Source organism: Natrinema sp. H-ect4 (assembly GCF_041894845.1).
GTDB lineage: Archaea > Halobacteriota > Halobacteria > Halobacteriales > Natrialbaceae > Natrinema.
Genome location: NZ_JBHDYC010000002.1, coordinates 298,132 through 317,553, shown reverse-complemented (window position 1 = coordinate 317,553; position 19,422 = coordinate 298,132). Strand labels below are relative to the sequence as shown.

The 19,422-nt window shown below is 64.6% G+C and carries 24 protein-coding genes; 16 read left to right on the top strand and 8 right to left on the bottom strand.

Translation table 11 applies throughout. The features are described 5' to 3' along the window. Positions 1-70: 70 nt before the first annotated feature. The 7 genes from ACEWFR_RS04460 (at position 71) to ACEWFR_RS04430 (ending at position 2,526) form a co-directional block, all read left to right on the top strand. On the top strand, positions 71-277 hold the full coding sequence (locus ACEWFR_RS04460) for a hypothetical protein (RefSeq protein WP_098724082.1): 207 nt from the start codon (positions 71-73) through the stop codon (positions 275-277). Positions 278-444: 167 nt separating this feature from the next. Continuing rightward, the gene (locus ACEWFR_RS04455; RefSeq protein WP_098724081.1) at positions 445-714 is read left to right on the top strand and encodes a hypothetical protein; all 270 of its coding nucleotides are present in this window, start codon (positions 445-447) and stop codon (positions 712-714) included. A gap of 17 nt (positions 715-731) precedes the next feature. Further along, the gene (locus ACEWFR_RS04450) at positions 732-866 is read left to right on the top strand and encodes a DNA-directed RNA polymerase subunit P (RefSeq protein WP_006181151.1); all 135 of its coding nucleotides are present in this window, start codon (positions 732-734) and stop codon (positions 864-866) included. A gap of 3 nt (positions 867-869) precedes the next feature. Continuing rightward, complete coding sequence (locus ACEWFR_RS04445; RefSeq protein ID WP_374059890.1) at positions 870-1,136, top strand: KEOPS complex subunit Pcc1; 267 nt, start codon at positions 870-872, stop codon at positions 1,134-1,136. Between the two features lie 85 nt (positions 1,137-1,221). Then, positions 1,222-1,770 carry a DUF2243 domain-containing protein gene (locus tag ACEWFR_RS04440; RefSeq protein WP_374059889.1) on the top strand — a complete coding sequence of 183 codons (549 nt, stop codon included), beginning with the start codon at positions 1,222-1,224 and terminating at the stop codon, positions 1,768-1,770. 102 nt (positions 1,771-1,872) lie between these two features. Then, positions 1,873-2,271, top strand: coding sequence for a prefoldin subunit beta (locus ACEWFR_RS04435; protein ID WP_098724078.1), 399 nt, complete (start codon positions 1,873-1,875; stop codon positions 2,269-2,271). Beyond that, positions 2,272-2,526, top strand: a complete 255-nt coding sequence (locus ACEWFR_RS04430; RefSeq protein ID WP_374059888.1) for a DUF3194 domain-containing protein — start codon at positions 2,272-2,274, stop codon at positions 2,524-2,526. A gap of 137 nt (positions 2,527-2,663) precedes the next feature. Here the strand turns inward: ACEWFR_RS04430 and ACEWFR_RS04425 are convergent, their stop codons facing one another. Continuing rightward, a complete protein-coding gene (locus ACEWFR_RS04425; protein ID WP_374059886.1) occupies positions 2,664-3,107 on the bottom strand; it encodes a hypothetical protein in 444 nt (147 codons plus the stop codon). Positions 3,108-3,276: 169 nt separating this feature from the next. Here ACEWFR_RS04425 and ACEWFR_RS04420 point away from each other — a divergent pair, with 169 nt between their 5' ends. Then, positions 3,277-4,068 carry an enoyl-CoA hydratase/isomerase family protein gene (locus tag ACEWFR_RS04420; protein ID WP_374059885.1) on the top strand — a complete coding sequence of 264 codons (792 nt, stop codon included), beginning with the start codon at positions 3,277-3,279 and terminating at the stop codon, positions 4,066-4,068. A gap of 28 nt (positions 4,069-4,096) precedes the next feature. Here ACEWFR_RS04420 and ACEWFR_RS04415 read toward each other — a convergent pair whose 3' ends face one another. From ACEWFR_RS04415 to ACEWFR_RS04400, 4 genes are all read right to left on the bottom strand, one after another. Next, positions 4,097-4,885, bottom strand: coding sequence for an enoyl-CoA hydratase/isomerase family protein (locus ACEWFR_RS04415; protein ID WP_374059884.1), 789 nt, complete (start codon positions 4,883-4,885; stop codon positions 4,097-4,099). A 237-nt stretch (positions 4,886-5,122) separates the two neighbouring features. Then, complete coding sequence (locus ACEWFR_RS04410) at positions 5,123-6,421, bottom strand: ArgE/DapE family deacylase (RefSeq protein ID WP_374059883.1); 1,299 nt, start codon at positions 6,419-6,421, stop codon at positions 5,123-5,125. A gap of 141 nt (positions 6,422-6,562) precedes the next feature. Further along, positions 6,563-8,881, bottom strand: coding sequence for an LUD domain-containing protein (locus ACEWFR_RS04405; protein ID WP_374059882.1), 2,319 nt, complete (start codon positions 8,879-8,881; stop codon positions 6,563-6,565). A gap of 1 nt (position 8,882) precedes the next feature. Then, complete coding sequence (locus ACEWFR_RS04400; protein WP_374059881.1) at positions 8,883-9,389, bottom strand: LUD domain-containing protein; 507 nt, start codon at positions 9,387-9,389, stop codon at positions 8,883-8,885. Between the two features lie 184 nt (positions 9,390-9,573). On the opposite strand from ACEWFR_RS04400, the gene ACEWFR_RS04395 reads away from it, so the two are divergent. The 3 genes from ACEWFR_RS04395 (at position 9,574) to ACEWFR_RS04385 (ending at position 11,308) form a co-directional block, all read left to right on the top strand. After that, complete coding sequence (locus tag ACEWFR_RS04395; RefSeq protein WP_374059880.1) at positions 9,574-10,002, top strand: hypothetical protein; 429 nt, start codon at positions 9,574-9,576, stop codon at positions 10,000-10,002. Between the two features lies 1 nt (position 10,003). Then, on the top strand, positions 10,004-10,969 hold the full coding sequence (locus tag ACEWFR_RS04390) for an alpha/beta fold hydrolase (protein WP_374059879.1): 966 nt from the start codon (positions 10,004-10,006) through the stop codon (positions 10,967-10,969). 201 nt (positions 10,970-11,170) lie between these two features. Further along, positions 11,171-11,308 (top strand): hypothetical protein, encoded by a 138-nt coding sequence (locus ACEWFR_RS04385; RefSeq protein WP_374059878.1) that lies wholly within the window; start codon positions 11,171-11,173, stop codon positions 11,306-11,308. Between the two features lie 45 nt (positions 11,309-11,353). On the opposite strand, the gene ACEWFR_RS04380 is transcribed toward ACEWFR_RS04385, so the two are convergent. Then, on the bottom strand, positions 11,354-11,530 hold the full coding sequence (locus tag ACEWFR_RS04380; protein ID WP_374059877.1) for a hypothetical protein: 177 nt from the start codon (positions 11,528-11,530) through the stop codon (positions 11,354-11,356). 99 nt (positions 11,531-11,629) lie between these two features. After that, on the bottom strand, positions 11,630-12,184 hold the full coding sequence (locus tag ACEWFR_RS04375; RefSeq protein ID WP_374059876.1) for a GMP synthase subunit A: 555 nt from the start codon (positions 12,182-12,184) through the stop codon (positions 11,630-11,632). A gap of 152 nt (positions 12,185-12,336) precedes the next feature. On the opposite strand from ACEWFR_RS04375, the gene ACEWFR_RS04370 reads away from it, so the two are divergent. Continuing rightward, positions 12,337-12,558: a hypothetical protein gene (locus tag ACEWFR_RS04370; protein WP_374060056.1), complete on the top strand. Its 222-nt coding sequence runs from the start codon at positions 12,337-12,339 to the stop codon at positions 12,556-12,558. Positions 12,559-12,673: 115 nt separating this feature from the next. Beyond that, a complete protein-coding gene (locus ACEWFR_RS04365) occupies positions 12,674-12,811 on the top strand; it encodes a hypothetical protein (RefSeq protein ID WP_374059875.1) in 138 nt (45 codons plus the stop codon). Positions 12,812-13,382: 571 nt separating this feature from the next. Here ACEWFR_RS04365 and ACEWFR_RS04360 read toward each other — a convergent pair. Further along, positions 13,383-14,600, bottom strand: coding sequence for a proteasome-activating nucleotidase (locus ACEWFR_RS04360; protein WP_374059874.1), 1,218 nt, complete (start codon positions 14,598-14,600; stop codon positions 13,383-13,385). 126 nt (positions 14,601-14,726) lie between these two features. On the opposite strand from ACEWFR_RS04360, the gene ACEWFR_RS04355 reads away from it, so the two are divergent. The 3 genes from ACEWFR_RS04355 (at position 14,727) to rad50 (ending at position 19,388) form a co-directional block, all read left to right on the top strand. Next, positions 14,727-14,996: a helix-turn-helix domain-containing protein gene (locus tag ACEWFR_RS04355; protein WP_098724069.1), complete on the top strand. Its 270-nt coding sequence runs from the start codon at positions 14,727-14,729 to the stop codon at positions 14,994-14,996. A 244-nt stretch (positions 14,997-15,240) separates the two neighbouring features. Then, the gene (mre11, locus tag ACEWFR_RS04350) at positions 15,241-16,704 is read left to right on the top strand and encodes a DNA double-strand break repair protein Mre11 (RefSeq protein WP_374059873.1); all 1,464 of its coding nucleotides are present in this window, start codon (positions 15,241-15,243) and stop codon (positions 16,702-16,704) included. Next, positions 16,701-19,388, top strand: a complete 2,688-nt coding sequence (gene rad50, locus ACEWFR_RS04345) for a DNA double-strand break repair ATPase Rad50 (protein WP_374059872.1) — start codon at positions 16,701-16,703, stop codon at positions 19,386-19,388. The genes mre11 and rad50 overlap by 4 nt, the downstream gene beginning before the upstream one ends. Positions 19,389-19,422: the final 34 nt, after the last annotated feature.

The following is a 19,422-nucleotide window of genomic DNA, read 5'->3' as shown; positions in this document are numbered from 1 at the left end:
CGATGGCGGTGACAGGTGCTGCTGGTTCTCCCAGCCTTAATGGGACCGATGTAATTAGATATAATTAGCCATGCTCGAGCGACCGGACGCCGTCCTGACCCTGATTCCGCTGGTGGCGGTCAGCGGCCTCGCGATGCGAACGCTGATCGCGACCACGGGTATCGGAACGTGGCTACTCGGCGCGCCGCTTGCACCAGTCGGATACGTCGCCGCGCTCGCGCTCGTCTTTCTGGAGTTGCTGGCGTGGCCGGTCGCCGAGCGGATCGGCGAGTCGTAGCCGTCCCAATCCGACTGAACCGTCTCGACCGCGGTGGCTCGATCATCTCGTCTCACCGAGTCGCCTCGTCCCACGGCGTCACCTCGTCCCACCGCGATACGATCCCTCCGTACGAGCCGACGTGACTCAACAGGTTTAAGAATCCGCTGGCGATAGACAGCACTACTATGGCCAACAAAGGAGAGGTCGGTAGCGCCGGTCGGTTCGGAGCCCGCTACGGCCGCGTCGCACGGCGTCGCGTCAGCGAGATCGAAGACGACATGGAAAACGCCGAAGTCGACGGCGACGACGTCACCCGTGTCGGCACCGGCATCTGGAAGAACGAAGAGACCGGCGAGGTCTTCACCGGCGGCGCGTACCGCCCTGAGACCCCCGCCGGCCGCACAGTCAAGCGCTCCATCCGCGCTGCCCTCGCAGAAGACACCGAGGACGAGTAACCCGCTTCGAGATCAGTATGAGTTACAAATGCTCCCGCTGTAAACGCGACGTCCAGCTCGACGAGTACGGCGGCGTCCGCTGTCCCTACTGCGGTCACCGCGTGCTCCTGAAAGAGCGCAGCCGCGACGTGAAGGAAGTCGACGTCCAGTAACGCGTGTCTTCTCACGACGCGACTCTCGAGTTCGAGTACGAGACGCCGTCGCGTGCCCGACTCGTCGCCCGAAGCGTGGCCCGCGAAATCGGCGAGATCGACGACGAGCGCTCTCGAACGAGCCTCGAGCGAGATGGACAGCGCGTCCTGATCGATATCGTCGCCGCCGACGTGGTCGCCCTGCGAGCGGCGCTGAACACCTGGTTTTCGCTGATTGACGTGGCGGAACGGACCGCCGACGCGGGCGCACGGGTTCTCGAGTCGCGCTAACTCCTCGGTATCGACTCTGAGAACGCCCGTGATCCCGGAACAGGCAGGCACCGGCGTTTTTTATCGCTTCGTTCGAGGAACCAGTATGGCCGAACGTGACGAGACGTGGCTCGGATTGCGACGGGACGCCAAGCCGCTGGTGATCGCCGGCCTCGCACTCGGAGTGGGGTTAGGCGGCTTCTTCGATGGGATCGTCTTCCACCAGATCCTCCAGATTCACAATATGCTGTCGTCGTATCCCGACTCGAGCGTCGCGACGGATCTGGAACTCAACGTGATGGCCGACGGACTCTTCCACCTCGCGACGTACACCTTCACGATCATCGGGCTCGTCCTGTTTTCCCGTGCGTGGCGGTTCCATCCGGTGCCGAAATCCGGACGCATCGTGCTCGGCGCGGTGATCATGGGCTGGGGGGTGTTCAACGTCGTCGAGGGACTCGTCGATCACCAGCTACTCGGGCTGCACCACGTCTGGCCCGCCGGACCCGGCCCGATCATCCTGTGGGACGCAGCGTTCTTGCTCTGGGGTGCGCTCTTCACCGTCGGCGGCTATCTCGTGATTCGGACCGACAGCGCCGCTGTGCCGGGGACCAGCGGCGAAGCGGTTGCGGCGGACGGTAACGGCTCGGAGTAGCCCGTTCGGACGCTGCTGATAGGTTGGCAGCCGGTCCGCGGCCGAACGGCGAATCGGAAGACAAAGCTGGCCTTTATCAGTCCGGAGGGCGACGGTCGAGATATGCAAGGAAACCTGCCGCCCGAAGCACAGGAGAAAATCGAGCAGCTACAGGACCTTCAGGAGACGGCACAGGAAGTCGCCGTCCAGAAACAGGAAGCGGAGTCGGGACTCACCGAGGCCCAGAACGCTCTCGACGAACTCGAGAACATTGACGAGGGAACGACCATGTACCGGAACGTCGGCGAACTCCTCGTCGAGACGGACTACGACCAGGCCGAGGAGGACCTCGAGGAGAAGGTCGACACGCTCGAGATTCGCCTCGAGACCCTCGAGAAGCAAGAAGAGCGCGTGCAGGACCAGTTCGAGAGCCTCCAGGAGGAACTCGAGGACATGCTCGGCGGTGGCGGCGGCATGGGCGGTCCGGCCGGCCCCGGCGGCCCAGGCGCTGGCGGCGCATAAATGTCGACCGACGAGCCGTCTGACGAGACCGTCGTCCAGACGGCAGCCGACGCTGCAGAGGGCGTGATCTTCTCGCAGTACAAACAATCCGACGTGCGCGATTACGACGTGACCGTCGTCTTCGAGGACGGCGTTCTCGAGGTCGACGTCTACCTCAACGCGCCGGAGGATGAAGACGAGGCCGATCCCGAGCAGGTCGCCGACGACGCCGCGCTCGCGGCGCGACACGCGGTCGACGAACTGTTCGAGGCGTAGGGGATCGGTCTCGACTCGCCGGACGCTTCTGTGACGCGCTCACGACTGGCCAGCGGCCGGCTCGACGCGATTCGTTGGTTTCCGCGGATGATATCGGTGTGACGAACGGATCCCGTTGGCCGACCCTCAAGGCCGCGCTACCGAGTCAGCCGCCCGCCACCGACGTACGCGAGGCCGACGATACCGACGAACAGCGCAACGCTCGCGACGGCGTTCGGTACCTGAGAGATCGAGTCCCCGACGTACCCTGCGACGACGAGCACCGCGGTAACGAGCGTCGGGATCGGGTGTGCGGCCAGCTGTTCTCCGAAGGCCCGGAGCCGCCAGTGGATCATCCCGAGGCTCGAGGCCACGGTCGCTCCGAGCGGCCGGTTCCCGTCCGGGTTGGACGCCGGTTCGAACGCCTCGAGTTCCTCGTCGAGGACCGTCACGATCTCCCCGGTGTTGACCCGTCTCCCGTCGGCGTCCCCGACCCGGAGCAGGGTGACGGCGTCGTCGCTCGTTCCGACGACGCGGTAGATTCCCGCCGGGTAGTCGCCGCCGGTCGGGCGGACGTGATCACGTATGGAGAGCGACTGCATGCTGGTACGGCGTCGTCGGAACTACGTAATAGTGGAGGCTCGAGCCCCGTTGCTCGAACGGCACGGACAAAAATCGCGACCGCGGGCCGTCGAGGAGCTCGGTCCGGGCTCCCGGAGAGCACTGAACCGTGCGGAAATTTTACACGCGCACTCGGTGACGTGACCGACCATGTCGGACAGCATCGACACCGAGTTCGCCGATCGCGTCGTCACGATCACATTGGACGAGCCCGAGCGAGGGAACCCCCTCTCTCGAGACGATTATCTCGCGATCTACGACGCGTTGCAGGCGGCGCGCGACACCGAGGCGCGGTGTATCGTCCTGGAGGGTGCCGGGGACGCGTTCTCGTCGGGGTTCGACGTGGAGTCGATGGGTGAGTCGGACGCCGAGGGAGGATCGGTACACGACACCGTCGAGCAAATCCAGCGCCACGAGCACAGGCTCGTCCGGGAGATCATCACGCATCCGCTCCCCGTCATCGGGAAGATCGACGGACCGGCCATCGGCGATGCGGCGGGGTTCGCGATCGCGTGCGACGTGCCGCTCGCGAGCAAACGAACCAGGATCGGCTTTTCGCACGTGCGCTTCGGCCTGAGCATGGACTGTGGCATCTCGTACGTCCTCCCCCGGCTCGTCGGTCGCGGACTCGCCATGGAACTGACGATGACCGGCCGGATCGTCGACGGCGACCGCGCTTGCGACCTCGGACTCGTCAATCACGTCTTTCCGACCGACGAGTTCGAGGACCGGGCCGACGAGATCGTCGCGGAGATCGCGAACGGGCCGCCGATCGCTCTCAAACACATCAAGGAGCTCATCAGGACGAGTCACGAAACGAGCCTCGACGACGCGCTGGCGAACGAGGCGACGCGGCAGACGATCGTCTTCGAGACCGAAGACTATCAACGTGCGGTCGAGGCGCTACGCAACGGCGAGGAGCCGGAGTTCCGGGGGCAGTAACGGCCACTCGAGACCGGCCGGAACGCAGTTAGCGACCGTCGAACGAGGGATCGCGGTCCTCGCCGAACGCCTCGACGCCTTCTCGGTGGTCCCGCGTGCTACTGGCGAGGTTCTGGGACTGCGCTTCCCGCTCGACGACGTCCCGGATCGAACTGTTGTGCGATCGGTCGATGTTGCGAACGGAGTAGTGCAGCGCGACCGTCGGTCCGGTGGCGATCCGCTCGATCAGGTCGGCCGCCTCGTCCTCGAACTCGTCGGTCGGATACGCGTGGTTGATCAGCCCGATTTCGTCGGCCTCCTCGCCGGTGATCGTTTCGCCGGTGAGCGCCAGTTCCTTCGCGACGTACGGGCCGACGGCTCGCGTGACGAACAGCGACGTCGCGTAATCGAGTGTCAGCCCGATGTTCCGGAACGCGAGCCCGAACCGGGCGCGGTCGCTCGCCAGCACCATGTCACAGGACATCGCGACGCCGACGCCAGCCCCGACGCAGTAGCCGTCGACCGTCGCCACCGTCGGCAGCTCGAGGTTGTAGATGCGAATCGGGATCGCCGCGCAGTCCTCGACGATGCCTCGAGTGCGTTCGTGGTCCGTGTACTCGGCGTCGTCCATGCCGCTGATGTCGCCGCCAGCGCAGAACGCCTTCCCCGCCCCCTCGAAGACGACGACTCGCGCGTCGTCTCGGTCGGATACTTCGTCGAGCGCTTCCTCGATACCGGTTTTGATGCCCGCTGAGAGGGCGTTCATCCGATCCGGTTGGTTCAGCGTGACGGTCGCGATGCCGTTCTGTACGTCCAGGAGTACGTCTTCACCAAGCATACCAGCTCTATCCTCAACGGTGAGACGTATATCACTATCCCAGACTGTTTCGGTGGCCGAAGCGACGCGAGGGCGGCCCCGAGACTGCCGTCGTCAGCAGTTGCGCCTGCGGAACGAGGACCCCCTCCGAGAGACCGATACGGTCGCCCATCGCCTGGCGACCAACGTCACGGCGTGAGACGTGACCCTGTGCGGCGGTGGAGCGAGTCGCCGATGGTCCGGAGTAGCTGGTCGGCGTCACTCTCGAGTTCCGCACCAGTCGATAGCCGTCAGCGCGAGCGTCTGTGCCGTCTCGACGAGCGACTCGATCTCCACGTACTCGTCGGCACCGTGGATGTTTGCGCCGCGTGGACCGACCGAGGGACAGGGGATGTCGTAGTACCGATTATAGAACCGTTCGTCGTTGCCGGCGCTTCCGCCACCGAAGGTCGTTTCCTCGCCGGTAATCGTCTCCGCGTTCGCCCGCGCGAGCCGGACGATTTCCTCGTCGGTATCGAGTTCGTGCGGCGCGGCGTTCCAGCCGAACCACTCGAACTCGGGCGGGTGCTCCGACAGCCACTCGTCGTTCTCGGCGACGTCTCGCACGGCCGCTTCCACGTCGGCCCGGACCTCCTCGCGCGTTTCGCCGGGCGGCCAGCCGATCCGCCCCTCGAGTACCGCCTCGGACGGGACCGTCGAGGGCCAGTCGCCGCCGTCGATGTTGCCCACGTTCAGGTTGGTCTCATGACCGTCGAGTTTCGGGTTCTGCCGAACGGCCGGTTCGTAGGAGATGCGCGATTTCCGTTCCCGGTCCAGTTCGTCGAGCGCCCGATAGAGCTCCGTCGCCTTCCCGATGGCGTTTACGCCCGCATAGCCCTGCGCGGCGTGTGCCGACTTTCCGGGCAGGCGAACGCGGAAGTACATGACACCGGCGCTCGCCATCCCGATGTTCGGGAGCCCGGAGGGTTCGGTGATGATCGCCGCGTCGGGCCGATAGCCGCGCTCGAGCGCGGAGAGGACGCCGCCGGGGCCGCCGTCTTCCTCTTCGACGGTCGTCTGGATCGTGAGGTCGCCGGCCAGTTTGACGTCGAGGTCGTCGAGCACCTCGACGGCAACGAGAATGGACGCGACGCCGCCGAGCATGTCGTTGCTACCGCGTCCGTAGAGGCGACCGTCCTCGACCGTGGCGTCCCACGGATCGTAGCACCACTCGTCTTCGTCGACCGGAACGACGTCGACGTGTCCGCTCAGGGTTAGCGATCGCCCGTCTCCGACGCCGTTCCTCGTCGCTGCGACGTTCGGGCGGTCCTCGTACCCATACTCCGCGTAGGACGAGGTCTCGAAGAACCCGGGGTGGTCCCGTAGTTCGTCGGCGTCGGGTTCCCACGTGTCGACCTCGAGCCCGCGGGATTCCAATCGCGACATGACGACCTCCTGTGCGGGCTTTTCGTTGCCGGTCACGGACTCCTGAGCGATGAGTTCCTCGAGGAGATCGACGAGTTCCTCGCGCTTGTCCTCGACCCGATTACGGAGAATTTTCCTGTCTACTGTGGACATTTACCGTGTTATGTTACACCGTACCACATACTTACATCTTTCTCCGATGATCCCCCGGATCGGCGGTCGGGACTCGACAGTACCTCCCCAACGACATCCGCGAAAGGGACCGCGACCGCTGCGGAAGATGCCGAGCGCCCGCTACGCCCGATACCCACCGGGGGCGAGCAACTCGATCGGATGGGGAACCTCTCGCTCGAGCAGTGTCTCGAGCTGGTCCCCACAGGAGGTTCCCGACGCCACGACGGTCTCCGCGCCCTCGACTTCCGACGCCAGCCGCTCGCCGACGTCCATACTCAGCTCGTAGTACTCCCGCTTATAGCCGAACGAGCCCGCCATCCCGCAGCACTCGGCGCTGGAGGTCTCGGGTGCGTAGCCACAGCGCTCGAGGACGGCCACGGTCGGTGCCTCGAGGTCGAGCGTGCGCTGCTGGCAGTGGGAGTGATAGGCGACCGGTTCCGCGCCATCGCCGGTCGACAGCGCCGAGGGATCCGCGCCGTTCTCGAGCAGCCCGTAGACGTATTCACAGATCTCGTAGCTGTTCGCACGAAGGCGCTCGACGGACCCCTCGGGGAGCAAGCGCTCGTACTCGCGGTGCACGGCCGCCAGATCGGAGGGCTCGATCACGACCACGTCCCGGCCGGCGTCGAGATCCTCTGCCAGCGCGGCGTAGAGTCGGCTTGCCTGCCGGTCGGCCGTCGCGATCATTCCCTGAGAGAGCGCCGCGCGCCCGCTCTCGGGGAGGTCCGGCACGCGGACCGGCACGCCCAGCGCCTCGAGCGTCCGGACGGCGGCCTTCCCGCGATCGACGTCGACGTAGTTCGTGTAGACGTCGGGATAGAGCAGGACCTCGCGGTCGAGAGCGGTATCGCCATCGCCGGCGTCGACTCGAGAGGCAGCACGTTCGGCCCGTCGCCTCGAGGCGTCAGCGCCGCCCCGGTCTTCGAACCAATCGACGAGCGACTCCCGCTGGAACGAGGGAAGATCGCGCCGGCGATCGATTCCGAGGGTTCGCTCGAGTAGCCCACGGACGGGACCGGCGTCGGCGAGCCAGTTCGAGACTGGGGCGGTCGCGCTGGCGGCTTTCGCGACCGTCCCGATATTGCCGAAGAAGCGCTTGCCGGGATCGAGTCCGCCCTCCTCGAGGTCGGGTGTGAGGCCGTCGACGAGGAAGTCGTAGGATTCCGACTCGCCGCTCCGATTGACTCGATCCCGGACGACGGTGTTGATCCACGGAATGTCGATCTTCACCGGGCAGGCGTCCACACAGCGCGAACAGCCGGTACAGAGGTCGTTGAACTCGGCCGCGGACTCCTGCCCGTGGACGCCGGCCTCCCAGCCGGTGGCGATCCCGCCCGAATAGGTCTCGCCGCCGAAGCCGTGGCCGCCGACGGACTGAAAGTTCGCACACGAGTTCGAACAGGCTCCACAGCGAATGCAATAGAGGGTCTCCCGGAGCTGGTCGTCCTCGCGCATGTCCATGCGGCCGTTGTCGAGCAGGACGAGGTGGAAGTCCCGATCCGGGTTCCCCGTCTCGTCCGCCGGTTCCCCGCCCGCCGTAATCGACTCGTCCGGCGAATCGAAGTCCAGCGTCGGCGAATCCGTCGGCGGCGAGAGCATCGTCACGTACTGGGAGATCGGCTGGCCCGTCGCGCTCTTGGCGATGATATCGACGAACGGCTCGAGATCGGACAGTGTCGGAATCAGCTTCTCCACGCCCGCGATCGCGACGTGGGTATCGGGCGTGACCGCACACTTGCGCGCGTTGCCCTCGTTCGTGATAAGCGTGATCGTCCCGCTGTCGGCAACGATGAAGTTCGCGCCGGTGATCCCCACGTCGGCCGCGCGGATGTGCTCGCCGAGGTGGTCGCGGGCGAACCGAGTGAGTTCCTCGGCCGTCTCGAACGGCTCGTCGGGATCGAACCGCTCGTTGAACAGCTCGGCGATCTCCGGCCGCGAGATGTGCATTGCCGGGCCGACGATGTGGGAGGGCGTGTCGTCGGCGACCTGCAGCACCCACTCGCCGAGGTCGGTCTCGGTGACGTCGATCCCCTCGGCCTCGAGTCCCTCATTGAGGTCGATCTCCTCGGTCGTCATCGATTTGGACTTGACGACCGACGGAGTGTCGCCGTCCCCCGTCGTTCCGTTCGCATCGGTCCGTGACTCGACCACGTCGGCCACGTACGCGTTCGCATCCGCGGCGTCGTCGGCGACGTAGACGGTGCCACCGTTTTCCTCGACCGCCGCCCGAACCGTCTCGATCAGGTCGGGGAGCCGGTCGATAGCGTCTTCCTTGATCGTGCGTGCCTCGGTCCGCAGCGCCTCGAGGTCGTCGGTCGTGCCGTAGGTCTCGTACCGACGGGCATTCGATGCGCTCGCGTGGGCGTGGATGGCCTCGCCTTCGGTCTCGAGCAGGTGGCGGATCCGATCGGCCTGCTGCGATCGAGTGCGCTGGGCCATCCTATCGATCCTCCAGGACAATCACGTGGACGTCGCCGGGGCCGTGGACGCCGTGGACGAGATCGCCCATGTCGGCGGTAGCGCTCCGGCCAGTTGCGAAGACGACACTGTCCCGACCGTCCGCGAAGCCGTCGGCGAGGCGATCGAAACCGGCACTGATGTCCGGCACCACATCGCTCTCGGCGACGACGGCGACGTGGCGCTCCGGGTAGAGGCTAATCGGCTCTGCGCCGTCGGCCGTCGACTCGACGGCGACGCTGCCGTACTCCGCGATCGCGAAGCCGACCGGCGTGACGCCGGTCTCGGCCGCCTCGAGTTCGCGGTTCGTGGGCGCCGTCATCACCGAGTCGGGTAGCGCGACGCCCTCGAACGGCAGCGGTGCTCCGACGGCTGGCTCCTGTACGATGGTTTCGATCCGATCGGTCGCCTCGGCGGCCGGTACGCGCTCGAGTCCCACCTCGAGCCCCTCGAGTGCACGTTCGAACCGACCGACAGTGTCGACTGTCATCACCTCTCACATTCGGGCGGGCGGGCAAGATACTGACGGTCGATCCGGGTGACGACTGCTGTCGATCACCGATCCGCGTCCCGCTAATCGAACGAAGCGTCAGTTGTTGTATTTACGCTCGAGCTATCGGGTTCCATTGTGTGAACTACATAGAGTCGTTCGGGGAAGGGGTGACGTGGCATTTATGAACGATACAGAACTCGGCACCCACGAGTGGTGGAAGTCGTACAAGGAGACGGTCAACAGCGATCCGGAGATGAACGTCCGGGGACATCAGCAGTTCTCGGAGAACTTCTACGTCGAGATTGGGGACGAGCGGGTCCTCCTCGAGATGGACGGCGGCGAAATCGAGAACCTCGTCCCGAACCCGACGATGAACCACCAGTGGTCGTTCGGCGTTGAGGGCGACCGCGAGACCTGGGAGGAGTTCGTTCGGGAGACGCCGCCCGCCTTCAACCACGAAATCATCGCCTCGCACTATCGAACCGCGGTCCGCAACGAGGACGGCCACCTGCAGTTGACCGGCGACAACAAGCGAATCTTCCAGCACCTGCGCGCGTTCCAGCGGACGCTCGATCTGATGCGCGTCGCGCACAACGACGGAGGGAGCTAAAATGCCCGAGACGTACCAGCCGGGCGATGTCGAACCGATCAGCGGATCGTACGTTCACGTGGAGGTCGAGGGCGTCGACCACCGGATCTATTTCGAGGAGAACGGCCCCGAAGACGGGATCCCGCTGCTCTGCCAGCACACGGCCGGGAACAACTGTCAGGAGTGGCGCCACCTCCTGACCGACGAGGAACTCACCGAGGAGTTTCGCGTCATCGCCCACGACCTTCCCTATCACGGGAAGTCGGTGCCGCCGACCACGCAGGAGTGGTGGACCGAGGACTACACGATGACCGCCGAGAAGTTCACCGAGACGCTCGTGAACCTCGCCGATGCGCTCGAGCTCGAGGACCCCATCTACATGGGCTCGAGCATGGGCGGCAACATCGCTCTCGAACTGGCCGACTGGTACCCCGAGCGATTTCGGGCGCTGATCGGCCTCGAGTGCGGCGCTCACAGCCCGGGCTTCTACATCGACTGGCTCGACCACCCCGAAGTGAACACGACGGAGGTCAACGCCTACGCCTGCTGGGGGCTGATGGCTCCCCAGAGCCCAGAACAGACCCGACGGGAGACGATGTACCTCTACGAACAGGGCGCGACGGGCGTCTTCAAGGGCGACCTCTACTACTACTCAGTGGACCACGACTACCGGGACAAGCTCGATCAGGTCAACGCTGACGAGTGTCCCCTCTACATCGCCAACGGCGAGTACGACTACCTGACCACGCCCGAGGACGGCCGTCAGACCGCCGAGGGGATCGGCGAGGGCGCAACCGCGATCGAGTTCGCCGAGATCGGTCACTTCCCGATGAGCGAACACCCCGAACTGTTCAACGCCTACATCAAGGAGGTGCTCGCCGCCGTCACCGGCGACCGGGACGAGGAGCTTCCGGACGTCCTCGAGCCCGACGACGTTGGAATCGAACTTCACCAGCAGGGACCGGCGCGCGAGAAACCGGCCGAATAGCCACCGATCGCCCGATTTCCACCCGCTCGACGTATCGGTAACCGGGTTCCATCGTCCCGCTCGAACCGAGCGACCATTTCGCTCCGTTTCCCGATTGAGGGTCTCGCGATCGCCCGTTCGCCGTTCTTTCGCCCGGAGCCGTTGACCGCGGCGAGACACAAGAGCTATATCGTGTGTGTCTAGTTCTCATGGACGTTCCCAATGACGGAAACGACGTCCCGGCCCGGCCGATACGCCGAACGAGAGACGGACGACGGAGTCGTTCGCATCTTCGATACGACGAACGACGCGGCCTGGATCGAGTCGGACACGACGCTATCGGTCGCCTGGCAGACCTGACCGTCTCGCCGTGCGGTCTCGAAAAATACTGGATACGCGGCGGCGTTACTCGGAGACCGTCAGTTCGCCGTAATCGAACTCCTCGCCCATCTCCGAGAGGCTGTCGAGTTCGTCCTGTTCCTCTCGAAGGGTCTCCTCGAGGGCGTCGAGGAGTCGCTGCTCGGTGTAGTACGCGTGCGTGAGGCCGTCTCCGAAGAGATCTTCGGTCGAATCTACGGTCATACGCGCTCGTGTGAGTGGACAGCGCTGAGTTCGATACCCGAGTAGCTTGATCTGGGACGGACGATATCGACCGCCAACAAAACCGAATCGTCCGTACGCCTACTGCGATTCGCAGATTGCCAGGAAGTTCTCGAAAATTTCGTCGCCCTCCTCGGTGTGGGCGACCTCGGGGTGCCACTGGACGCCGTAGAGATCGCGGTCGGTATCGCTCATCGCTTCGACGTCGCAGACGTCACTCTTCGCCGTCAGTTCGAAGCCCTCGGGCAACTCTTTGACCTCGTCGGCGTGGCTCGCCCAGACGCGAGTCTCGGGATGCAGCGAGCCGGTCAGCGGATCCGCAGCGTCGACGATATCGACGTTAATGTCAGCGTAACCGCCGTACTCGCCGCCCCCGACGCGACCGCCCAGCTCTTTGGCGATCAGTTGCATTCCCAGGCAGATACCGAGGATGGGGACGTCCGCGTCGAGGTATTCCGCAGACCGTCCGATCCGATCCATATCCGGGCCGCCCGAGAGGACGACGCCGTCGGCGTCGACATCCGCGGGTGGCGTGTCGTTGTCGATCAACTCCGTGTCGACACCGAGGTCGCGAAGCGCCCGGTGCTCGAGGTGGGTGAACTGTCCGTGATTGTCCACCACGACGATAGTCGTCATTGGATGTTCGTAGCGGATCACCGGGTAAAAACGGTCCGAAACGCGTCCTCGAGTCGACCGATGCCCGCGATCGAGCGCCGGCGAACGGAAAAAGAACGACTCACTCGAGGCGCGGGTTTTTGACCCATCGATCCAATCCCGGCATCGAACCAATGGATCGGGCGAGCGCGGAAGCCGGCGATATGCGGTGGGGATGGCGCTGTCCGCTGTGCGAGACGGACGTATCGGTGACGAGAGACCCCCACTCGGAGACCTTCCGCTGGAAGTGCGACGACGATGACTGCGAGGCAACCGGCTTCGGGTTTACCTCGCGGTGCAGAGCGAGGCTCGCGCTGCGGGAGTACCGCGATCGATACGAGAACGTCTACCGGTAGTCGGCCCGGTCGCCGGACGCTCGCAGCCGGTCTCGAGTGCACTCTCGAGTCCCGTACTGACCGCGGGAGTCGGTGTTCCGGTACGTTTAAGCGTTCGTCACCGGATGGCAAGCACATGGCAGTCGATCTCGGAGAATTCGACCATCCGGCGTGGCTCACCGCGGCGGGAATGGGCATCGGGTACGGACTGATCCTCGCGGTGCTGACGCTGGCGCTGTTCATCGTGCCGTGGCTCGTCTTTTCGGCCCTGTAACGGCGAGATGGTGTACTGGCGGCTGATTTGACACTGCCGTTGCTCTTCATCACTATCTATCTACTCCGATCAGTGCAGGGGAGCTACGTCTCACTCCGACTAGCCAACCGGCGTGCGGCGGCGCGCGCTGGGCCGCGGCGAACGGAGGCGAGGCGTGAACGAAGTGAGCGCCTCGGAAAGCACGGTAACCGCAGGGAACCGTGAGCCGTGTGAGCCGCGGCACAATGCCGTGCGAGGTCTTCGCGAACTTTGTGAGTGACGGCTTGGAAGACGCTCGCGTCTTCCAGTGGATGAGTGAGCGCCGTGAGGCGCGATCGAATCGGCTGGGGAGGGCGTGGCGATACCCTGTTGCCACGATCGCAGGTCGCGTCGTCTCACTCGGTCACTAACAGAACCCACTGTTCCGTTCACAGAACGATTGAACAGCAATGGCACCGCCTCTCCTGTCGAGGCTGCCTACCTATAGACTCGAGTCCACGCCACTTTCGACCAGCCGCTACCGTTTACTCGAGCGCCGTTGCTCAGGCAGACGAAAAACGAAGCGAGAAACGACACCGACTCGAGAGCGAGCTCAGGCGAACGTCTTCGAGACCTCTTCAGTCTCGTCGGATTCGGCCTGAACCTTGTCCCAGGCGTTGTGGAAGTCTTCCATCCGGATCTCGGTGCGGTCGTCGCGGATGGCGAACATACCGGCCTCGGTACAGACGGCTTTGATGTCGGCACCGGAAGCCTCCTCGGCGTCTTCGGCCAGTTGGGCGAACTCGACGTCGTCCGCGACGTTCATCCCGCGGGTGTGGATCTCGAAGATGATCTCGCGACCCTCCGCGTTCGGCTTGGGCACCTCGATGAGGCGGTCGAACCGGCCGGGACGAAGGATGGCGCGGTCGAGCATATCGAAGCGGTTGGTGGCGGCGATGATACGGATCTCGCCGCGCTCCTCGAAGCCGTCCATCTCCGAGAGGAGCTGCATCATCGTCCGCTGGACCTCGGCGTCGCCGGAGGTCTTGGACTCCGTTCGCTTGGAGGCGATGGCGTCGATCTCGTCGATGAAGATGACGGCGGGTTCGTGCTCGCGGGCGACATCGAAGAGGTCGCGAACGAGCTTGGCACCCTCACCGATGAACTTGTGGACCAGCTCCGAGCCGGCCATCTTGATGAATGTGGCGTCGGTCTGGTTGGCGACGGCTTTGGCGAGCATCGTCTTGCCCGTCCCCGGCGGTCCGTAGAGGAGTACGCCGCTGGGCGGGTCGATCCCGACATCGTCGAACATCTCGGGCTTCTCGAGGGGCATCTCGACCGTCTCGCGGACCTCCTGCATCTGGTCCTCGAGGCCGCCGATGTCCTCGTAGCTGACCTCCGGGCTCTCGGTGACTTCCATCACGCGGGCGCGCACGTCAGTTTCGTTCGAGAGGGGTTTGACGATAGACAGCGAGTTGTTGACCGCGACCCGTGCGTCGGGTTCGAGATCGTCGCGCATCTCGTCGGTGACTTCGGTCAGCGCCTCCTGATTGTTCCCGTGTTGTTTGATGATGACGCCGTCGTCCGTGACTTCCTGGACGGTGGCGACGAACAGCGGGGACTGCTTGAGCTTCTTGTTCTCGTGCGTGAGCCGCTCGAGTTTCTGCTGGTACTTGTTGTTCTCGGCGTTAGCGTCGAGGAGTTTGTCGCGCATCTCCTCGTTTTGCGCCTCGAGGATCTCCAGCCGTTCCTCGAGTGACTGTATTTTCTCCTGTTGGGACGCCTCGTCCTCGTCATATGGGAGGTCGACGTCGTCCACGGTGTCGCTCATCACGCACCCTTTGGGTGTTGGTTCATAAGAGGCTTCGGGTAGGTGCACTCAACCACGAGATATTACTACAAAGCATTATACGGAATAGAAAATATTATCACTCTGTATTCGGAATGGGGAGGTAGGATGAGTGCTTCAGAGTCGCTTCGACAGGAACCCGACGAACGAGGAACGTGGGACGATGTTCGAGATCTTCCGCCAAGCGCGAAACTCGTCGCGAAGGTCCTCGAGTACAACGAGACAATGACCCAACAACAGATCGCCGACGAGACGCTCCTGCCCTCCCGAACGGTCCGCTACGCGCTCAATCGGCTCGATGAGGAGAACGTCATCGACTCCCGCTTTTCGTTCTCCGACGCCCGCAAGCGCCTGTACAGTCTCGATATCCGATCGTAACGGCCGATCGTCGCTCTCGGTGCCTCGATTCGTTTCGCTTCGATTTGTCGTCGCAGTCGATCCGAACGCGTCGCCACTGCAACGGCGGTTCATCAGGACGGTTCGACGCGATCGTCAATCTGGCGCGAGACGATCATCAGTACGGCGCGAGACGAGTGCTTCCTTCCGTTTCGCGTGACGTATCGATTCCACTTTCACTTCGGTCACGGAACCCCTTTAGGGTCGGCTCGCCAACGACTGGCCAATGACGCGGGTTATCCATACGGGCGATACCCACATCGGGTACCAGCAGTACAATTCGCCCGACCGACGACAGGACTTCCTCGAGGCCTTTCGGACCGTCATCGAGGACGCGGTCGCCGACGATGTCGACGCGGTCATCCACGCCGGCGACCTCTTTCACGACCGTCGGCCGTCGCTGATCGACCTGCAGGGAACCGTCGAAATTCTCCGGACGCTCTCTGACGCCGATATTCCCTTCCTCGCCGTCGTCGGCAACCACGAGTCGAAACGCGACGCACAGTGGCTCGACCTCTTCGCGGATCTCGGACTGGCGACCCGACTCGGTGCCGAGCCGGTCGTCGTCGACGACGTCGCCGTCTACGGACTCGACTTCGTCCCTCGATCGCGCCGGGAGGACCTCACCTACGACTTCGATTCGCTGCCGGACGAAGCGGAGCACGCGAGCCTGGTGAGCCACGGGCTCTTCGACCCCTTCGCGCACGCCGACTGGGACACCGAAACCGTCCTCGAGGAGTCGACCGTCGACTTCGACGCCGTCCTACTGGGGGACAACCACAAACCGGACACGGCGGAGGTGCTGGACACCTGGGTCACCTACTGCGGCTCGACCGAGCGCGCCAGCGCCAGCGAGCGCGAGGATCGAGGCTACAACATCGTCGACTTCGAGACCGACGGGACCGTCGCGATCAGTCGCCGCGGCCTCGCGTCGACCCGCGAGTTCGTCTTTGTCGACGTCGAACTCGAGGAAAGCGAGGGAATTGACCGCGTGCAGGAACGCGTCCGCCAGCACGACCTCGCGGACGCGGTCGTCATCGTCACCGTCGAGGGCGAGGGCAGACCGATCGCCCCGGCGGCCATCGAGGAACTCGCGATCGATCGCGGGGCGCTCGTCGCCCGCGTGAACGACCGACGGGACCTCCCCGACGAGGACGACGACGTGTCGGTGAGTTTCGCCAACCCGGACGAGGCCGTTCGCGAGCGGGTTCGCGAACTGGGACTCAGCAACGCCGCCCTCGAGATCGATGAGAGCGTCCGAAACGGTGATCTCGCCGATTCGAACGTCCGCGAATCCGTCGAACGACGGGTTCGCGAGTTGCTCGAGGACGACGAGTCGGCGTTCGACCCGGCGCCCGAACGCGAACCGGGCGACGAGGACGTGACGACGGTTGCCGATCAGCTCGCCGACGAGAGCGATTCGGCGGCCGACTCGGTCAATACCGAAGCGACCGAAGTGACCGAAACGGCCGAAGCGGACGGAGGCGCCGAGACGGCCGACGCGGACGGGGGATGCGAGACAGCAACCGCCGATACCAAAGGCGATGCGGCTGCACCGGCTTCCGACCCCGACGCGACGACGGCACCGTCCGACGGCGATGCGACGGAAGACATCGACGCGACGGAAGACAGCGACGAGCCCGAGGAGACTGCCGACGCCGACACCGCCTCGCTGGGTGATTTCGCGTGAGGGTCGACCGTGTCCGCCTGCTAAACTTCAAGTGTTACGGCGACGCCGACCTCTCGCTCGAGCGCGGCGTCACCGTCGTCCACGGCGTCAACGGCAGCGGGAAGTCGACGCTGCTCGAGGCGGTCTTCTTCGCGCTCTACGGCTCGAAAGCGCTAGACGAGCGCACGCTCGACGACGTCATTACGACTGGTCAGGAGGAGTGCGAGATCGAACTGTGGTTCACCCACGACGGCCGGGAATACCAGATCGAACGCCACCTCAAACTCCGCGGTGATCGCGCGACGACGACGAAGTGCGTCCTCGAGACGCCGACGGAGACCATCGAGGGCGCTCGAGACGTTCGTCGGGAGGTGACCGAACTCCTGCGGATGGACGCCGAGGCGTTCGTCAACTGCGCGTACGTCCGACAGGGCGAGGTGAACAAGCTCATTCACGCCTCGCCGAGCGATCGCCAGGACATGATCGACGACCTGCTCCAACTGGGCGCGCTCGAGGACTACCGCGAGAGAGCCAGCGACGCCCGACTCGGCGTCAAAACCGTCCTCGACGGCCAGCAGGAGGTGCTCGAGGACGTCCGAAAACAGGTCGACCAAAAGGAGGACAAGGAGCTCCACGAGCGACTGAACGGCCTCGAATCCCGCCGCACGGACATCACCGATGAGATCGATCGGTACGAATCACAGCGCGAACAGGCCCAGGAGACGCTCGAGACCGCCGCGGACGTCCTCGATCGACACGAGGAGACCCGCGAGGAGATCGAAACGCTCGACGAGGAAATCGAGGAACTGCGGTCGAAGATCACCGAAACCGAGCGCAAACGCGAGGACGCGAGCGACGAAATCAGCGAGATTCGGAGCCGGCGCGAAGCGCTCGCAGACGAACGCGCCGACCTCCTCGAGGGCGTCGATCTCGAGACTGACGATCCCGCCGAGGGAGCGATCGAGCGTCGAATCGCGGAGCTCGAGGGCCGCGACGAGGAGCTCCGGGACGACCTTGAGGACGTTCGCGTGACGATCACCGAAGGGACCAACGAGATCGAGCGGCTCCGCGAGGAGGCCGACGACCTCGATGACCGAGCCGAACAGGCTCGAACGGAGGCGGACGAACTCGAGGACCAGATCGAGGCCGATGAGGAAACGATCGCCGATCGCGAGGAGAAACTCGACGACCTCGACGAACAGATTGACGACGCGCGGGCGACGTTCGACGACGCGCCGGTCGAGTTCGGGGCGGCCGAATCACACCTTGAGGACCTCGAGGCCGAGCGGGAGGAACTGGTCTCGGCGCACAACGATATCACCGCCGATATCCGGACCGCCGAGAACGCGATCGAGGAGGGCGAACGGCTGCTCGAAGAGGGGAAGTGTCCCGAGTGTGGCCAGCCGGTCGAGGATTCTCCCCACGTCGACGTGCTGGACGAACGACGGGAGGAACTCGCCGACCTCGAGGCCGAGCGCGAGGAACTCGAGGCCGAGCGCGACGACGTCGACGACCGGATCGACCGCGCCGAGGAACTGCGAGCGGCCGAACGGCGGGTCGATCGACTCGAGGAGAACCGCGACAACATCGAACAGTTGCTCACGGAGAAACGCGAAAGCCTTGCAGACCGGCGTGACCAGCGCGACCAGTTGTGGGACGACGCCGAGGAGTACGAGGCCGACGCCGAGGAAAAGCGGGCCACAGCGGACGAGCGCGAGGAGGAGGTCGCCGACGCGCGAACCGAACTTGGGACGATCAACACCGAGCGCGGAGAAATCTCGGAGACGCTCGAGTCACTCGAGCGGAGCTCGGAAATCGCCGACGAGCGAGCCGACCTCGAGAGCGATATCGAAACTCTCCGCGAGCGCCTGCAGGACTGGGAGACGATGAACGACGAGCGCCGAGAGGGACTGGCCGAAAAGCGCGACCGCAAGCGCGAACTCGAATCGGCGTTCGACGAGGAGCGAGTCGAAACCGCGCGAGAGGACAAGCAAAACGCAGAGACGTACATCGAACAGGTCGACGAGAAACTCGCGGAGCTCGAGGAGCAACGAAACGGGATCCAGAACGCCATCGGCGCTGTCGAGAACGAACTCGAGGAACTCGAGCGCCTCCGGGAGCGCCTCGAGACGGTCGAGGCTCGGTGCGAGCAACTCGAGTCGCTCTACGACGAAGCTGAGACGCTGCAGACGACCTACGGGGAGCTACGGGCGGAACTGCGCCAGCGCAACGTCGAGACCTTAGAACGCCTGCTGAACGAGACGTTCGATCTGGTCTACCAGAATGACTCCTACGCGGCGATCGATCTCGACGGCGACTACCGGCTGACGGTCTATCAGAAAGACGGCGAGGCGCTCGAGCCCGAGCAGCTCTCGGGGGGCGAACGAGCACTGTTCAACCTTAGCCTGCGGTGTGCGATCTACCGACTGCTCGCCGAGGGTGTCGAGGGAACGGCCCCGATGCCGCCACTGATCCTCGACGAGCCGACGGTCTTCCTCGATTCGGGCCACGTCACGCAACTGGTCTCGCTGATCGAGGCGATGCGCAACGACTTCGGCGTCGAACAGATCGTCGTCGTCAGCCACGACGAGGAACTCGTCGGTGCGGCCGACTCGCTGGTCCGCGTCGAGAAAGACGCCACCTCGAACCGATCGCGACTCGAGCGCGGTCAGCCGCCGGAGGCGGAACTGCTCGCGTCGGACTGATACCAAACGACCAGTCGTCCCCGTCTCGAACCGG

What these genes read in the sequence shown, in the direction of transcription:
- ACEWFR_RS04460 (WP_098724082.1), top strand. Translation starts at nt 71, where the DNA reads ATGCTCGAGCGACCGGACGCCGTCCTGACCCTGATTCCGCTGGTGGCG.
- ACEWFR_RS04455 (WP_098724081.1), top strand. Translation starts at nt 445, where the DNA reads ATGGCCAACAAAGGAGAGGTCGGTAGCGCCGGTCGGTTCGGAGCCCGC.
- ACEWFR_RS04450 (WP_006181151.1), top strand. Translation starts at nt 732, where the DNA reads ATGAGTTACAAATGCTCCCGCTGTAAACGCGACGTCCAGCTCGACGAG.
- ACEWFR_RS04440 (WP_374059889.1), top strand. Translation starts at nt 1,222, where the DNA reads ATGGCCGAACGTGACGAGACGTGGCTCGGATTGCGACGGGACGCCAAG.
- ACEWFR_RS04435 (WP_098724078.1), top strand. Translation starts at nt 1,873, where the DNA reads ATGCAAGGAAACCTGCCGCCCGAAGCACAGGAGAAAATCGAGCAGCTA.
- ACEWFR_RS04430 (WP_374059888.1), top strand. Translation starts at nt 2,272, where the DNA reads ATGTCGACCGACGAGCCGTCTGACGAGACCGTCGTCCAGACGGCAGCC.
- ACEWFR_RS04425 (WP_374059886.1), bottom strand. Translation starts at nt 3,107, where the DNA reads ATGCAGTCGCTCTCCATACGTGATCACGTCCGCCCGACCGGCGGCGAC.
- ACEWFR_RS04420 (WP_374059885.1), top strand. Translation starts at nt 3,277, where the DNA reads ATGTCGGACAGCATCGACACCGAGTTCGCCGATCGCGTCGTCACGATC.
- ACEWFR_RS04415 (WP_374059884.1), bottom strand. Translation starts at nt 4,885, where the DNA reads ATGCTTGGTGAAGACGTACTCCTGGACGTACAGAACGGCATCGCGACC.
- ACEWFR_RS04410 (WP_374059883.1), bottom strand. Translation starts at nt 6,421, where the DNA reads ATGTCCACAGTAGACAGGAAAATTCTCCGTAATCGGGTCGAGGACAAG.
- ACEWFR_RS04405 (WP_374059882.1), bottom strand. Translation starts at nt 8,881, where the DNA reads ATGGCCCAGCGCACTCGATCGCAGCAGGCCGATCGGATCCGCCACCTG.
- ACEWFR_RS04400 (WP_374059881.1), bottom strand. Translation starts at nt 9,389, where the DNA reads ATGACAGTCGACACTGTCGGTCGGTTCGAACGTGCACTCGAGGGGCTC.
- ACEWFR_RS04395 (WP_374059880.1), top strand. Translation starts at nt 9,574, where the DNA reads ATGAACGATACAGAACTCGGCACCCACGAGTGGTGGAAGTCGTACAAG.
- ACEWFR_RS04390 (WP_374059879.1), top strand. Translation starts at nt 10,004, where the DNA reads ATGCCCGAGACGTACCAGCCGGGCGATGTCGAACCGATCAGCGGATCG.
- ACEWFR_RS04385 (WP_374059878.1), top strand. Translation starts at nt 11,171, where the DNA reads ATGACGGAAACGACGTCCCGGCCCGGCCGATACGCCGAACGAGAGACG.
- ACEWFR_RS04380 (WP_374059877.1), bottom strand. Translation starts at nt 11,530, where the DNA reads ATGACCGTAGATTCGACCGAAGATCTCTTCGGAGACGGCCTCACGCAC.
- ACEWFR_RS04375 (WP_374059876.1), bottom strand. Translation starts at nt 12,184, where the DNA reads ATGACGACTATCGTCGTGGTGGACAATCACGGACAGTTCACCCACCTC.
- ACEWFR_RS04370 (WP_374060056.1), top strand. Translation starts at nt 12,337, where the DNA reads ATGGATCGGGCGAGCGCGGAAGCCGGCGATATGCGGTGGGGATGGCGC.
- ACEWFR_RS04365 (WP_374059875.1), top strand. Translation starts at nt 12,674, where the DNA reads ATGGCAGTCGATCTCGGAGAATTCGACCATCCGGCGTGGCTCACCGCG.
- ACEWFR_RS04360 (WP_374059874.1), bottom strand. Translation starts at nt 14,600, where the DNA reads ATGAGCGACACCGTGGACGACGTCGACCTCCCATATGACGAGGACGAG.
- ACEWFR_RS04355 (WP_098724069.1), top strand. Translation starts at nt 14,727, where the DNA reads ATGAGTGCTTCAGAGTCGCTTCGACAGGAACCCGACGAACGAGGAACG.
- mre11 (WP_374059873.1), top strand. Translation starts at nt 15,241, where the DNA reads ATGACGCGGGTTATCCATACGGGCGATACCCACATCGGGTACCAGCAG.